Raw genomic sequence first — 14,854 nt, 5'->3', positions numbered from 1 at the left:
GCGGTAGGTTAAGCGAATGTTCTCCAAAGTGTTGGTTGCCAATCGCGGTGAGATCGCTATCCGTGCTTTCCGCGCGTCGTACGAGTTGGGTGCCGCCACCGTGGCCGTCTTCCCGTTCGAGGATCGCAATTCGGTCCACCGGACGAAGGCCGACGAGGCGTACGAGATAGGCGAGAAGGGTCATCCCGTTCGCGCCTATCTCTCGGTGAAGGAGATCGTCGCGGCCGCCCAGCGTTCGGGCGCCGATGCCGTCTACCCGGGATATGGATTTCTGTCCGAGAATCCCGATCTCGCGTCGGCGTGCGCCGAGGCCGGGATCACGTTCGTCGGACCTTCGGCCGACGTGCTCGAGCTGACCGGCAACAAGGCTCGTGCGATCGCTGCGGCGAAGCGCGCCGGATTGCCTGTTCTTGCGTCCTCGGAACCGTCGAGTGATGTCGAGGAGCTGGTGGCGGCGTCGGAGTCGATGACATTCCCACTCTTCGTCAAAGCCGTTGCAGGTGGTGGCGGCCGCGGAATGCGCCGGGTGGCCGAGCCATCGACGCTCCGTGAGTCGATCGAAGCAGCCGCACGTGAGGCCGAGTCCGCCTTCGGTGACCCGACGGTATTCCTCGAGCAGGCGGTCATCGATCCGCGCCACATCGAGGTTCAAATTCTGGCCGATGGGCAGGGCAACGTGGTGCACCTGTTCGAGCGTGACTGCTCGCTGCAGCGGCGGCACCAGAAGGTCATCGAACTCGCGCCTGCCCCCAATCTCCCCGAGGAGCTTCGGCAGCGGATGTGCGCGGACGCCGTGGCATTCGCCAAGGAAATCGGATACTCGTGCGCCGGCACCGTCGAATTCCTGCTCGACACTCGCGGCAACCACGTCTTCATCGAGATGAATCCACGAATTCAGGTGGAGCACACGGTGACCGAGGAGGTCACCGATGTCGACCTGGTCCAGTCGCAGCTACGGATCGCCTCGGGGGAGACCCTCGCCGATCTCGGACTCAGTCAGGACAACATAGTGCTGCGCGGTGCGGCGTTGCAGTGTCGTATCACCACCGAGGACCCGGCCAACGGATTCCGGCCCGACACGGGCCGCATCACTGCCTATCGCACCCCGGGCGGTGCAGGAGTCCGCCTCGACGGTGGCACCACCCTCGGCGCCGAGGTCGGCGCATACTTCGACTCGATGCTGGTCAAATTAACCTGTCGCGGAAGAGATTTCGATACAGCTATCGCGCGGGCCCGACGAGCGGTCGCCGAGTTCCGCATCCGAGGAGTGGCGACCAACATCCCGTTCCTGCAGGCCGTTCTCGTAGATCCGGATTTCACCGAGGGACGGGTGACCACCTCGTTCATCGAGGAGCGCCCGGAGTTGCTGACCTCCCGCAGCTCCGGAGACCGCGGTACGAAGATTTTGACCTACCTCGCGGACGTCACGGTCAACAAGCCGCACGGTGACCGCCCATCCCCGGTGTACCCGCAGGACAAGCTGCCCGAGGTGGATTTCTCGGCGCCGATTCCCGACGGTAGTCGCCAGCGTTTGCTGGCGCTGGGCCCCGACGGGTTCGCTCGAGACCTGCGGAACCGCAAGGCACTCGGGGTCACCGACACGACATTTCGTGATGCCCACCAGTCGCTGCTGGCGACACGCGTGCGCACCTCGGGTCTGCTGATGGTGGCGCCGTACGTCGCGCGCACGACTCCCGAGCTGCTGTCCATCGAGGCGTGGGGAGGTGCGACCTACGATGTGGCGCTGCGCTTCCTGCACGAGGATCCGTGGGAGCGACTGGCCGCGCTGCGCGAGGCCGTACCGAACATCGCGCTGCAGATGCTGCTGCGTGGGCGGAACACCGTGGGATACACGCCGTACCCGGAAAAGGTGACCCGCTCGTTCGTTGCGGAGGCGACCGACACCGGTATCGACATCTTCCGGATTTTCGACGCGCTGAACAACGTCGACCAGATGCGTCCGGCGATCGATGCGGTTCGTGAAACCGGCAGTGCGATAGCAGAAGTCGCGCTCAGCTACACCGGGGACCTGTCCAATCCGAACGAGACGCTGTACACCCTGGACTACTACCTGAAGCTCGCCGAGCAGATCGTCGATGCAGGTGCTCACGTGCTGGCGATCAAGGACATGGCGGGACTTCTGCGGGCGCCGGCAGCTCGTACGTTGGTGACCGCGCTGCGCAGTAACTTCGACCTGCCGGTGCATGTGCACACCCATGACACCCCCGGCGGGCAGTTGGCGACGTATCTCGCGGCGTGGGAGGCAGGTGCCGACGCAGTCGACGGTGCGAGCGCGTCGATGGCGGGTACGACGAGTCAGCCCGCGCTGTCGGCGATCGTCGCTGCGGCCGCGCACACCGATCGTGACACCGGACTGGATCTACAGGCGGTGTGCGACCTGGAACCGTACTGGGAGGCACTACGAAAGGTCTACGCCCCGTTCGAGTCCGGATTGCCGTCGCCGACCGGACGCGTGTACACGCATGAGATTCCCGGTGGGCAGTTGTCCAATCTACGACAGCAGGCGATCGCCCTCGGTCTCGGCGACCGGTTCGAAACGGTGGAGGCGAACTATGCCGCCGCCGACCGGATGCTGGGCAGGTTGGTCAAGGTGACTCCGAGCTCGAAGGTCGTCGGCGATCTGGCGCTCGCACTCGTCGGTGCGGGGGCCTCTGCGGAGGAGTTCGCGGAGAACCCGAGCAAGTTCGATATCCCGGATTCGGTGATCGGATTCCTGCGCGGAGAACTCGGGACACCCGCAGGTGGCTGGCCCGAGCCGTTGCGGACGAAGGCCTTGCAGGGTCGCGGCGAGGCAAAACCGGAGACACAACTCGCTGCCGAGGACGAGAAGGCACTTGATGGAACGTCCGTTCAGCGCCGAGACACGCTGAACCGGTTGCTCTTTCCCGGTCCGACCGCGGAACTGGCAGCGCACCGCGAGAAGTACGGTGACACCTCGCGGTTGTCGGCAAATCAATTCTTCTACGGTTTGCGCCAAGGCGACGAGCATCGGGTGCAGCTCGAGAAGGGTGTCGAGCTGTTGATCGGTCTGGAGGCAATCTCCGACGCCGATGAGCGAGGTATGCGGACGGTGATGTGCATTCTGAACGGGCAGCTTCGCCCGGTGTCGGTGCGCGATCGATCCATCGCGAGCGAAGCGCCGACTGTGGAGAAGGCCGACCGGTCGAACTCCGGCCACGTGCCTGCTCCGTTCGCCGGTGTGGTGACCCTGTCGGTCGCCGAGGGGGACAAGGTCGCAGTCGGTGACGTCGTCGCAACGATCGAAGCGATGAAGATGGAGGCTGCGATCACTGCACCGAAGGGCGGTACCGTCGCTCGCCTCGCGATCGGCGCCGTGCAGCAGGTCGAAGGTGGGGACCTGCTCGTGGTGATCGGAAGTGGATCGTCGGGCGAGGACGCATCTGCCGAATGAGTAGTGTCCTGTAGATGACTCGGATCGTCGCTGGCATCGCAGGGGGCAGGAAGCTGAAGGTGCCGCCTCGCGGTACGCGTCCCACGTCGGAACGCGTCCGCGAGGCACTGTTCAGCTCGTTGCAGGCTCGCATGGACTTCGAAGGCGTGGCAGTTCTCGACTTGTTCGCAGGTTCGGGAGCGCTTGGCCTGGAAGCTCTTTCGCGCGGTGCGGCGTCGGCAGTGTTGGTGGAGTCGGACGCGCGGGCAGCGTCGGTGGTTCGTGAGAATGCTGCGGCTGTCGGCCTCGTCGGCGCGGCTGTTCGGTGCGCTCCGGTCGCGTCGGTGCTCGCGGGACGTGCGGACGCGGCCTACGACTTGGTGTTGGCGGATCCGCCCTACGCTGTCACCGAAGATGCTGTGGCGCATATGCTTTCGGCGCTGGTGTCGGGAGGTTGGCTCGCGCCGGATGCAATCGTGGTTCTGGAGCGATCGTCACGCTCGCCGCACACGTCGTGGCCCGACGGTCTCGAGCCCGACAAGGTCAAGAAGTACGGGGAAACTCGTATCGAGATCGCGGTGAAAAGCTAGCGGCCGGTTGCCGGTGATACCGTGCTGGCATGACTGGAGCAGTGTGCCCTGGATCCTTCGACCCGGTGACCAAGGGTCACCTCGACGTCATCACCAGAGCTGCAGCGCAGTTCGACGAGGTCATCGTCACGGTCATGATCAACAAGAGCAAGCGTGGGCTCTTCAGCGTGGACGAGCGGATCGCCATGATCGGTGAGGCAACGGCCCATCTCGAGAACGTTCGTATCTCCTCCTGGCACGGTCTGTTGGTCGACTACGCCAAGCAAGAGGGATACACGGCCATCGTGAAGGGTCTGCGAGGCGCCAACGACTTCGACTACGAACTCCAGATGGCTCAGATGAATCAGAAGCTCTCCGGAGTCGACACCCTCTTCATACCGGCGAATCCGAGGTGGAGTTTTCTCTCCAGTTCGCTCGTGAAGGAAGTGGCGACATTCGGGGGCGACGTGGAGGACATGGTTCCCGACTGCGTGTACTCGCGGCTTCTCACTCGGATCGCCGAACGCAAGGCCGAATAGGTTCCAACCTGCGACACACCGGGTCGGTGCCGCACGCACACGGCGATCACCAGGCAAACTGACGAGCACAGGATCCAGCCCGCAGAACAAGTTCTTCAGCAGCCAACACGATTGGGGTTACCGGTGTACCGCGTATTCGAGGCACTCGACGAGCTCGTCGCCATTGTCGAGGAGGCGCGCGGTGTCCCGATGACGGCGGGCTGCGTCGTCCCCCGTGGTGATGTGCTGGAACTTCTCGACGACGTCCGAGATTCAATTCCGGGCGAACTCGACGACGCTCAGGACGTTCTCGACCACAGGGACAAGTTGGTCGGTGATGCCCGAGCCACAGCCGAGAAGACTGTCACCACTGCCAACAACGAGGCGCAGGACACCGTCGAGAACGCGCGGGATTCCGCCGATCGCATCCTTGCCGACGCCAAGGCCCAGGCCGACCGCATGGTCGCCGAGGCGAAGGCGCACGCGGAGCAACTCGTCGACGATGCGACCGACTCGGCGGAACGCACGGTCGAGCAGGGTCAGCAGGAGTACGACGCGTTGACCACGAGAGCTCGATCCGAGGCCGATCGCATGATCGAGGCAGGTCAGGCGTCGTACGACCGTTCGGTCGCCGACGGCGTCGAGGAACAGGCTCGGCTGGTCGCGCAAACCGAGGTGGTGCAGGCCGCGCACGCCGAGTCGGCGCGAGTCATCGACGAAGCGCACGCCGAATCCGACCGGATGCGCAGCGAATGCGACGTGTACGTCGATACCAAGCTCGCAGAGTTCGAGGAATTCCTTACCGGCACGATCAGGTCGGTGGGTCGGGGACGACAGCAGCTGCGTACCGGGTCGGGAGTCCCTGACTACGGGTCGGACCAGGGGGACGACTTCCGACGCCCGCGTCGCTAGGAGCCCCACCGCGACAATTTGCTCAATACATGCGTGAATGCGTATCGTTGGGTGGTTGCCCATTGCCTGTTGCGAATCCGTCACATCGCACGCAACACCACGAACGTAATCGAGTAGAGAGAACCGCTGTGTCTAGCCGTCGTAGTACCCCCCGCCCCCAACCGGGTACGGGTTTCGTTCTGGATATCGACAGTCTCGGCCGCAGGCCGGGGTCGATGAAGCAGATACAGCGCACGGTCGCTGCGCCCGCGCGGATCGGACTCGACGCGATCGCGATCGAGGCGGGTTCTCCTGTGGAACTCGATCTCAGGCTCGAATCCGTGTCGGAGGGCGTGCTGGTGACCGGCACGGTTCGAGCTGCCACGGCGGGCGAGTGCACCCGGTGCCTGGAACCGGTGACGGGTTCGGTGGATGTCTATCTGACCGAACTGTTCGCCTACCCGAACAGTGTTACCGAAGAGACGACCGACGAGGACGAGATTCGTCGCATCCTCGACGATCAGATCGACCTCGAACCAGTCGTCGTGGATTCTGTCGGATTAGAACTTCCGCTGAATCCGCTGTGCCGCGAAGACTGCGAAGGATTGTGCTCCGAATGTGGCGTTCGCCTGGCGATTGCTGGATCTGAGCACAGTCATGACATACTGGATCCTCGCTGGGCTGGTCTTGCAGCCAAATTTGGCGTGGGAACAGAACCGAGCAACAAACTTGTGAACAACGAAGCCGAGGAGAAGTAGAAGTGGCTGTCCCGAAGCGTAAAATGTCGCGTTCCAACACGAGGTCGCGTCGTGCACAGTGGAAAACCACTGCACCCACCCTCGTGACGTGCCCCAACCGCGGTTGTGGCGAGAAGACGATGCCGCACATCGTGTGCCCGTCGTGTGGCACGTACAAGGGCCGCCAGGTCGCAGCAGCTGTCTGATCTCCCTAGGAGCGGACACACTGTGCCGAGCAAAGGCAGTTCTGCCGTAAAGAAGAGCTCGACCGTCGACAGCGGCGGGGACGACCGAAAGTCGCTCCTCGCCGCTCTTGGCGTTGTATTGGACGAGTCACTGCTGACGTTGGCGCTGACGCACCGCTCGTATGCGTACGAGCGCGGCGGTCTCCCCACCAACGAACGCCTGGAATTTCTCGGTGATTCGGTTCTCGGTCTGACGATCACCGAGCGCCTCTACGTGGCGCATCCGACCAAATCGGAGGGTGAGCTCGCCAAGATCCGTGCCAGTGTCGTGAACATGCATGCCCTGGCCGAGGTGGCCCGCAGTCTCGGTGACGGCGGGCTCGGTCGGCATCTGTTGCTCGGAAAAGGCGAGGAACAAACGGGCGGACGCGACAAGCCGAGCATCCTTGCCGATGGTATGGAGTCCCTTCTGGGGGCGATACATCTCGAGCATGGGATCGACACCGCGCGCCGCGTCGTACTCACGCTGTTCGCTGAATTGCTCGATCGTGCGCCGCGCCTCGGAGCAGGACTCGATTGGAAGACCAGTCTTCAAGAACTGACCGCCGAGAAATCGCTGGGCGTGCCCGTGTACGAGATCACGTCCACCGGGCCGGACCACGACAAGGAATTCACCGCCACGGTGCTTGTCGGGGGCCGCGCACTTGGCGTCGGGATCGGTCGGAACAAGAAGGAAGCCGAGCAGAAGGCTGCGAGCACAGCGTGGAATACGTTGTCCCCGGCCGACCCACAGGCCCCGGCCTGAATGCCTGAGCTGCCTGAGGTCGAGGTGGTTCGACGCGGACTCGAATCCCATATCGTCGGTTCCACCATCGAGTCGGTGGATGTTCTGCATCCACGAGCGGTACGGCGCCACTTCGCGGGCGGCCCGGATCTTGTCGGGCAACTGCGTGGACGCCGAATTTCCTCTGCCGAGCGTCGAGGGAAGTACTTGTGGCTTCCTCTCGAACCTCGCGACGTCGCTATCGTGGTTCACCTCGGGATGAGCGGACAGATGCTGGTCCAGCCTCCGACGGTGCCGGACGAGAAACATCTGCGTATCCGAGCGCGGTTGGACATCGGTGCAGATCTGAGATTCGTCGATCAGCGGACCTTCGGGGGGTGGGCGATTGCCCCGCTCGAGGAAGTGGACGGTTCGATCGTTCCGGAACCGGTGGCGCACATCGCTCGCGATCCCGTCGACCCCCTGTTCGATGCCGAGGCCGTCGTCACGGTGCTGCGCGGCAAGCACACCGAGATCAAGCGAGCCCTTCTGGATCAGACGGTGCTGTCCGGAGTCGGAAACATCTATGCCGACGAAGCGCTGTGGCGCTCGAAGATCCACGGAAATCGGATCGCCGAGACGTTGACCCGGCCGGCACTGCGGCGATTGTTGACAGCGGTGCATGCCGTGATGGGTGAGGCCCTGGCGCAGGGTGGCACGTCGTTCGACGCGTTGTATGTCAACGTCAACGGCGAGTCCGGGTACTTCGATCGCTCGCTCGACGCCTACGGGCAGGAAGGATTGCCGTGCTCGCGCTGCGGCAGTCCGATCAGGCGGGAGAAGTTCATGAACAGATCCTCGTTCAGTTGCTCGAAGTGCCAGCCGAGACCGAGAATTACTCGGTCCTGATACCGCTCCCGTCGCAGTGGTCCCTACAATCGGCTCTCATGGCTGACGAAAGCACTCCGACATCGCTGTGGGTCGAACGCACCGGAACCCGCCGCTACACCGGCAAGAGCTCACGCGGCGCCGAGGTGTTGATCGGATCCGCTTCGGTGGAGGGCGTATTCACCCCGGGTGAGCTCCTGAAGATCGCGCTCGCCGCATGCACCGGAATGAGTTCCGATCTGCCGCTCTCTCGTCGTTTGGGCGACAGCTACGACGCCACAATCGAAGTATCCGGGCACGCGGACCGTGAGAACGAGCGCTACCCGGAACTGAACGAAATTCTCAAGGTGGACCTCAGTGAACTGGATCCGGAAGCGCAGGAACGGCTGTTGACGGTGGTCCAGCGAGCTATCGACAAAGTGTGCACCGTCGGCCGCACACTGAAGGCGGGCACGACCGTCACTCTGGATATAGACGTGGACGCCTGACATGAAGATCCGGGCCGCGGCCGCAGTCGGGTCGATGGCTGCAGGAATGCTGCTGTGTGCCCCCACGGCGTCCGCGGCTCCGGTGTGCGCACCGTGGTCCGTGAACACGGTGGCGACGGGATACGGCATGCTGGAAAATCTTGCGTTCGGTGGCGACGGCTCGATGTATCTGTCGGAAACCTCGCCCGTCGGCCCGGGGACCATCCAGCGGTTGACGCCGGACGCCCTCCGTTCGGTGGCTGTGCCCGACGTGTCCTCGCCGGGAGGGTTGGTCGTACACGACCGCACGCTCTACTTCGCGACTGGGAACGGCACGGCTGCAGGACTTTTCGGTACCCCGGACGGGACCGTGGACACGGTGGATCTCGAGTCGGGTGTTCGTTCGACCTACGCACGCGGACTCGTGATGCCCAACGGTCTCGCGAGATCCTCCGACGGGGACCTCTTCGCCACCCGCAATCTCGGGGCTTCGACGGGTCTCACACTCGTGCCCAGTGCTGCGCCGCACGAGCCGACGGTGGTGCGCACCGATCTCGGTACTGCCAACGGGATCGCGAACGACGGGGACATGCTCTACATATCGAACACGTTCGATCCCGAACTCCGGATCACAGTGTTGGACGTGCGTGATCCCGGTGGTGCTGCTCGGACGATCCCGGTCGACGGTTTCGGCCCCGTTACCGCCTCGGACGACATGACGGTGGGACCGGACGGGCGGATCTACCTGGCACAGAATCTGGCGAGTCGCATCCTTCGGATCGATCCGATGGATGGCTCCTCGTGCGTGATCGCCACCGGTGTGCCGCTCACCACCTCCGTCCGCTTCGGCGGGCCCGGTTGGGACACCGCGTCCTTGTTCGCCACCAGTTTCGACGGCACGGTTCGACAGGTGTCGCCCTCGTGACGGATGCGCGCCTGACCGCCTGGGTGCACGGGCAGGTACAAGGAGTCGGCTTCCGTTGGTGGACACGATCGCAAGCGCTGGAGCTCGGACTCGTCGGCTCGGCGACCAACCATGCGGACGGTCGGGTGCTGGTAGTCGCCGAAGGCGCCCGAGATCGCCTCGAGCAGCTGCTGTCTCGACTACGAGGTCGGTCGACTCCAGGAACGGTCACACTCGTCGTCGAGAGTTGGGATCCGCCACGAGGGGGTCTGTCCGGATTCGTGGAGCGCTAGAACGGTAGGCTCGACCGCCATGCATCTCAAGAGTCTGACGCTGAAGGGCTTCAAGTCCTTTGCTTCGGCGACGACTCTTCGTTTCGAGCCGGGAATCACGTGCGTGGTCGGGCCGAACGGATCGGGAAAATCCAACGTCGTCGACGCGCTGACGTGGGTCATGGGGGAGCAGGGCGCCAAGGCCCTTCGCGGCGGCAAAATGGAAGATGTCATCTTCGCCGGGACGTCGGGGCGCGCGCCGCTCGGTCGGGCCGAGGTCACGCTGACGATCGACAATTCCGACGGCGCCCTTCCCATCGACTACACCGAAGTGTCGATCACGCGGCGGATGTTCCGCGATGGCGCGGGTGAGTACGAGATCAACGGGAACTCGTGCCGCCTGATGGATGTGCAAGAACTCTTGAGCGATTCGGGCATCGGCCGCGAGATGCACGTGATCGTCGGGCAGGGGCGGCTCGCGGCCATTCTCGAATCGCGTCCCGAGGACCGCCGAGCCTTCATCGAGGAGGCCGCAGGTGTCCTCAAGCACCGCAAACGCAAAGAGAAGGCTGTTCGCAAGCTCGATGCGATGCAGGCGAACCTGGCGAGGCTCAGCGACTTGACCGCGGAGCTGCGTCGTCAGCTCAAACCTCTCGGCAGGCAGGCCGAGGTCGCCAGGCGTGCACAAACAGTTCAGGCGGATCTGCGTGACGCCCGATTGCGTCTTGCCGCAGACGATCTCGTCACACGACGAGAGGAGTTCGCCAACCAGACCCAGGACGAGGCTGCCGCGCGCGAGCAGTATGCGGCGGTTGCGGACACGCTCCAAGCAGGCACCGTCGCTCTTGGCGAGCTCGAGCAGTCGGTCGCACGCCTGACCCCGAGCGCCGAGGCTGCCGGCCAGACGTGGTTCGCGTTGTCTGCACTTGCCGAACGCGTGAACGCAACCATCCGCATTGCGAAGGAACGGGCCCGGCACCTCGACTCGGCACCGACGGGGGGACGCGGCCAGGATCCGGACGAGCTCGAACAGCAGGCCGAACGCGTCGCCGAAGAGGAGATGGAACTCGTCGAAGCGGTCGAGATCGCCCGGGAGTCTCTCGAAGCCGCACGGGAGCAGTTGTTCGAGCGAGAAGCGGCTGCAGCCGAAGCCGAGCGCGCTCACATGGCCGCAGTGCGTGCAGTTGCGGACCGACGCGAGGGCTTCGCACGGTTGTCCGGTCAGGTGGACACCTATCGAACCAAAGCCGAATCCATCGACGCGGAGGTGTCGAGGCTCTCGGTGGCGATAAACGAGGCGCGCGAGCGCGGTGACGTTGCGCGAGCGGAGTTCGAAAGCGTCCAGGACCAGATTTCCGGACTCGATGCCAGCGAGTTGAGCCTGGACACCCACTACGAACGTGCGGTTGCCGCCCTGCGCAGTGCCGATGCGCGTGTGACCGAACTACAGAACGAAGATCGGATCGCGGGGAAGCGGGTTGCGTCGTTCCAGGCGCGTATCGAGGCACTGACCATGGGCCTCGAACGCAAAGACGGCGCAGGATGGCTGATCGAACAAGGCCAGGCCGGAGTATCCGGTCTGCTTGCCGAGCAGATCACCGTCGACGAGGGGTTCGATGTGGCCGTCGCGGTCGCGATGGGACCCGTCGCCGACGCGGTTCACGCCGAATCCTTCGACCGTGCGCGGGACGCAGTGCGAGTGCTGCACGACACCGACAGCGGACGCGCGGCCATCGTGTTTGACAGCGAGCAGGTCCAACGGTCCGGTGTGACGCCTCCTCGCGCGGTATCTCTTCCGGAGGGTGCGCGGTGGGCAATCGATGTCGTTCGATACCCGGACTCGCTGGCGGCGTCGATGGAAGCGTTGCTCGGCGACGTCGTGATCGTCGCCTCGCTCGACGACGCGCGGACCCTCGCGCGCGCCGCCGAGGGGGTTCGGGCGGTGACCACTGCTGGGGACTACGTCGATTCCGGTTGGATGTCCGGCGGCTCGGACAGGCGACCGAGCACGCTGGAAGTTCAGGCTGCGATCGACACCTCCGCTGTGGAACTTGCTGCGGCCGAACGCCGATCGGCGGAACTGGAAGCTGCGCTGTCGGGTGCACTCGCGGAACAGTCCGATCGTCGAGAGTCCGCCGAACAGGCGCTTGCTGCGCTCAACGAGTCCGATGCGGCCATGGCGGCGGTGTACGAGCAGCTGGGCAGGCTCGGACAGCTGGCGCGATCAGCCCAGGCCGAATCAACTCGATTGTCCGAGCAGCGAGCGAAGGCGGAGAGCGGACGTGAGGAAGCCCTCGGCGCTCTTGCCGAGCTCGAAGAGCGCCTGCGTATGGCCGAAGACGAGCAGTCCGGAACCGCGGGCGCACCGGAATCCGAGGACTCGACCTTCGCGCGCGAGGCAGCTGCCGCCGCGCTGTCGGAGGTTCGGTCGGTGGAGGTAGAGGCGCGACTGAACGTCAGGACCGCGGAAGAGCGGGCCCAGTCCGTTCGCGGCAAGGCCGACTCGCTGCGGCGAGCTGCCCGTGCAGAACGTGAGGCGCGCGCTCGCGCCGAACGCGACATGGTCGCTCGTCGCCACGCTGCCGCGGTGGCGGAATCCGTTGCATCGGCTGGAGATCGGGTAGCAGAGCGGCTGGCACGTGTCGTCGCCGCTGCGGCGGCACGTCGAGACGAACTCGCGGAGCAGCGAGCGAACACCACCGCGGAACTGGACCGGGTGAAGGAACAGGTCAGGGCATTGCAGGGCCAGCTGGCATCGATCACCGACGCAGTTCACCGCGACGAAGTTGCACGCGCGCAGGCCGCCTTGCGAATCGAACAGCTGGAGGCGACCATTCTCGAGCAGCACGGGATCGGTCTCGACGATCTGATCGCCGAGTACGGCCCGGACACCGTGCTCCCGCCGACCGAACTCGAAGTTGCCGAATACGAAGCTGCGAAGGAGCGGGGAGAGCAAGTCGTTGCGCCCGCGCCGATGCCGTTCGATCGACTCACCCAGGAGAAGCGGGCCAAGCGGGCCGAGCGGGATCTGGCGACGCTAGGCAAGGTGAATCCGCTGGCCCTGGAGGAGTTCGCCGCGCTGGAGGAGCGCTACAACTTCCTCTCGACGCAGCTCGAAGATGTGAAGTCCGCCCGCAAGGATCTGTTGGACGTCGTTGCCGATGTCGACGAACGGATTCTTCAGGTGTTCACCGACGCCTGGCTGGATGTCGAGCGTGAGTTCACCGGTGTGTTCGCGAAGTTGTTCCCCGGTGGCGAGGGGAGATTGATCCTCACCGATCCCGGGGACATGCTCACCACCGGTATCGAGGTGGAGGCTCGGCCGCCGGGAAAGAAGGTGAAGCGCCTTTCGCTGCTGTCGGGTGGTGAGAAGTCCTTGACGGCGGTTGCCATGCTCGTCGCCATCTTCCGTGCGAGGCCGTCGCCGTTCTACGTCATGGACGAGGTCGAGGCGGCGTTGGACGACACGAATCTCCGGCGACTGATCGGTTTGTTCGAGCAATTGCGGGAAAAGTCGCAATTGATCGTCATTACTCACCAGAAGCCGACGATGGAAGTTGCCGACGCCCTGTACGGAGTCTCGATGCGCGGTGACGGAATCACCACGGTCATCTCGCAGCGTCTGAACCGCGACCGAGTGGAGACCATCGCAAGCGCCACCGAGGACGACGACGAGGTCGTGACGACGCCCTCCAGCTGACGCTACGACGCGTCCTGACAGGATGGATCCCGTGAGTACCCAAGCGTGGATCATCATTGCCGCTGTTCTGGCCATTCTCGTGGTCGGGCTCGTTGCCGGGTTCGTGTTGTCTCGACGACGCCGGGTGTCGCTGAAGTCGTCGGAGGCGCCGACGATCGAAGAGGGACAGAAGGATCGGTCCGGGGGATACAAGGCCGGTAGCGGGTTCTCCTTCAGTCAGGGCACGGCAACCGTCGAACCGGACCTGGCTCCGAGGCCGAAGCCTGCGCCGACGCCCGAGCCTGCGCCAACGCCGACGCCGACGCCGACGCCGACGCCGACGCCCGAGCCTGCGCCGACGCCGACGCCGACGCCGACGCCGACGCCGACGCCTGCGCCGACGCCGACGCCGACGCCGACGCCCGAGCCTGCGCCGGGACCTTCGGCCCCTGTTCTGGACGACATCGCTCCGACGGACGGCCGGCTCGATCGTCTCCGCGGGCGTTTGTCGCGCTCTCAGTCTGCGGTCGGCAAGAGCCTTCTCGGTCTGCTCGGCGGTGGGGACCTCGACGAGGACTCGTGGGAGGAAGTCGAGGACACGTTGCTGATCGCGGACCTCGGCTCAGCGACAACCGAGGAGATCATGTTCTCGCTGCGCGAGCAGATGGCGTCGCGGAGCATCAGAACCGAGGCGGATGCGCGTGCATTGCTCAAGGAGATCCTGATCTCGCAGCTGCACCCCGAGTTCGATCGGTCGATCCGAGCGTTGCCGCACGACGGCACTCCCGCAGTTCTGCTCGTCGTGGGTGTCAACGGCACCGGCAAGACAACTACCACCGGCAAGCTTGCGCGGGTCCTCGTGGCCGACGGCCGGCGGGTTCTGCTCGGTGCCGCCGACACGTTCAGGGCCGCCGCAGCAGACCAGCTACAGACGTGGGCCGAACGCGTCGGCGCGGATGTCGTCCGAGGAAAAGAAGGGGCTGACCCTGCTGCGGTGGCGTTCGATTCGGTTACGCGCGGTATCGAGCAGGGTGTCGATGTCGTGGTGGTGGATACCGCTGGACGCCTGCATACCAAGTCGGGCCTGATGGACGAGCTCGGCAAGGTGAAGAGGGTCATCGAGAAGCGCGCGCGTGTCGACGACGTCCTTCTGGTCCTCGACGCGACCGTGGGCCAGAACGGTCTGACTCAGGCCAGGGTGTTCGCGGAAGTGGTCGACATCACCGGAGTGGTCCTGACGAAGCTCGACGGGACAGCCAAGGGCGGAATCGTATTCCAGGTGCAACGTGAACTCGGTGTGCCGGTGAAGTTGGTCGGTCTCGGTGAAGGAGCCGACGATTTGGCGCCGTTCGAACCCGAAGCATTCGTCGACGCGCTCTTGGGCTGAGATCACGGGAAGGTCTCGAATCGCAACACAGGTTTCTCTGGTAACGCCTGAAAGCGAGCCTCGGTGCGTCGAGTCGGTCTCGGTGAAGCCGACCGGGCGGCCGAGGAGAGGCACGGAAACGGGCGAACCGGAAATTCCCGAAATTGTGAAATGCCTGCACGAAACTTTTTAGCAACAGTTTC

The 14,854-nt window shown here is 64.5% G+C and carries 13 protein-coding genes; all 13 read left to right on the top strand.

Annotated features, from left to right (window positions below; genetic code table 11):
- Positions 1-16 precede the first annotated feature (16 nt).
- The 13 genes from ACODSO_RS16320 (at position 17) to ftsY (ending at position 14,672) form a co-directional block, all read left to right on the top strand.
- On the top strand, positions 17-3,433 hold the full coding sequence (locus ACODSO_RS16320) for a pyruvate carboxylase (protein ID WP_489037822.1): 3,417 nt from the start codon (positions 17-19) through the stop codon (positions 3,431-3,433).
- A gap of 14 nt (positions 3,434-3,447) precedes the next feature.
- A complete protein-coding gene (gene rsmD / locus ACODSO_RS16315; protein ID WP_489037820.1) occupies positions 3,448-4,002 on the top strand; it encodes a 16S rRNA (guanine(966)-N(2))-methyltransferase RsmD in 555 nt (184 codons plus the stop codon).
- Between the two features lie 29 nt (positions 4,003-4,031).
- Positions 4,032-4,520, top strand: coding sequence for a pantetheine-phosphate adenylyltransferase (gene coaD, locus ACODSO_RS16310; protein WP_068375380.1), 489 nt, complete (start codon positions 4,032-4,034; stop codon positions 4,518-4,520).
- A 123-nt stretch (positions 4,521-4,643) separates the two neighbouring features.
- Entirely contained in the window at positions 4,644-5,411 is a 768-nt protein-coding gene (locus tag ACODSO_RS16305) for a DivIVA domain-containing protein (protein ID WP_489037818.1), read from the top strand.
- Between the two features lie 215 nt (positions 5,412-5,626).
- Complete coding sequence (locus tag ACODSO_RS16300) at positions 5,627-6,148, top strand: YceD family protein (protein ID WP_489037816.1); 522 nt, start codon at positions 5,627-5,629, stop codon at positions 6,146-6,148.
- A gap of 2 nt (positions 6,149-6,150) precedes the next feature.
- Positions 6,151-6,333: a 50S ribosomal protein L32 gene (gene rpmF, locus ACODSO_RS16295; protein WP_082897847.1), complete on the top strand. Its 183-nt coding sequence runs from the start codon at positions 6,151-6,153 to the stop codon at positions 6,331-6,333.
- Positions 6,334-6,355: 22 nt separating this feature from the next.
- Positions 6,356-7,117 (top strand): ribonuclease III, encoded by a 762-nt coding sequence (gene rnc / locus ACODSO_RS16290; RefSeq protein WP_489037814.1) that lies wholly within the window; start codon positions 6,356-6,358, stop codon positions 7,115-7,117.
- A complete protein-coding gene (gene mutM, locus ACODSO_RS16285) occupies positions 7,118-7,984 on the top strand; it encodes a bifunctional DNA-formamidopyrimidine glycosylase/DNA-(apurinic or apyrimidinic site) lyase (protein ID WP_489037812.1) in 867 nt (288 codons plus the stop codon).
- A gap of 38 nt (positions 7,985-8,022) precedes the next feature.
- A complete protein-coding gene (locus tag ACODSO_RS16280) occupies positions 8,023-8,451 on the top strand; it encodes an OsmC family protein (protein ID WP_489037810.1) in 429 nt (142 codons plus the stop codon).
- Position 8,452: 1 nt separating this feature from the next.
- Entirely contained in the window at positions 8,453-9,355 is a 903-nt protein-coding gene (locus ACODSO_RS16275) for an SMP-30/gluconolactonase/LRE family protein (protein ID WP_489037808.1), read from the top strand.
- On the top strand, positions 9,352-9,627 hold the full coding sequence (locus ACODSO_RS16270) for an acylphosphatase (protein ID WP_489037807.1): 276 nt from the start codon (positions 9,352-9,354) through the stop codon (positions 9,625-9,627). The genes ACODSO_RS16275 and ACODSO_RS16270 overlap by 4 nt, the downstream gene beginning before the upstream one ends.
- A gap of 19 nt (positions 9,628-9,646) precedes the next feature.
- Complete coding sequence (gene smc, locus ACODSO_RS16265; protein WP_489037805.1) at positions 9,647-13,306, top strand: chromosome segregation protein SMC; 3,660 nt, start codon at positions 9,647-9,649, stop codon at positions 13,304-13,306.
- 22 nt (positions 13,307-13,328) lie between these two features.
- Entirely contained in the window at positions 13,329-14,672 is a 1,344-nt protein-coding gene (gene ftsY, locus ACODSO_RS16260) for a signal recognition particle-docking protein FtsY (RefSeq protein ID WP_489037803.1), read from the top strand.
- The last annotated feature ends 182 nt before the right edge of the window (positions 14,673-14,854 follow it).

The organism is Rhodococcus sp. FG69 (genome assembly GCF_057808915.1).
The sequence above is the reverse complement of the archived record's forward strand: the minus strand, read 5'-3'. Positions and strand labels throughout refer to the sequence as shown.

What these genes read in the sequence shown, in the direction of transcription:
- ACODSO_RS16320 (WP_489037822.1), top strand. Translation starts at nt 17, where the DNA reads ATGTTCTCCAAAGTGTTGGTTGCCAATCGCGGTGAGATCGCTATCCGT.
- rsmD (WP_489037820.1), top strand. Translation starts at nt 3,448, where the DNA reads ATGACTCGGATCGTCGCTGGCATCGCAGGGGGCAGGAAGCTGAAGGTG.
- coaD (WP_068375380.1), top strand. Translation starts at nt 4,032, where the DNA reads ATGACTGGAGCAGTGTGCCCTGGATCCTTCGACCCGGTGACCAAGGGT.
- ACODSO_RS16300 (WP_489037816.1), top strand. Translation starts at nt 5,627, where the DNA reads ATGAAGCAGATACAGCGCACGGTCGCTGCGCCCGCGCGGATCGGACTC.
- mutM (WP_489037812.1), top strand. Translation starts at nt 7,118, where the DNA reads ATGCCTGAGCTGCCTGAGGTCGAGGTGGTTCGACGCGGACTCGAATCC.
- ACODSO_RS16280 (WP_489037810.1), top strand. Translation starts at nt 8,023, where the DNA reads ATGGCTGACGAAAGCACTCCGACATCGCTGTGGGTCGAACGCACCGGA.
- ACODSO_RS16275 (WP_489037808.1), top strand. Translation starts at nt 8,453, where the DNA reads ATGAAGATCCGGGCCGCGGCCGCAGTCGGGTCGATGGCTGCAGGAATG.
- smc (WP_489037805.1), top strand. Translation starts at nt 9,647, where the DNA reads ATGCATCTCAAGAGTCTGACGCTGAAGGGCTTCAAGTCCTTTGCTTCG.
- ftsY (WP_489037803.1), top strand. Translation starts at nt 13,329, where the DNA reads ATGGATCCCGTGAGTACCCAAGCGTGGATCATCATTGCCGCTGTTCTG.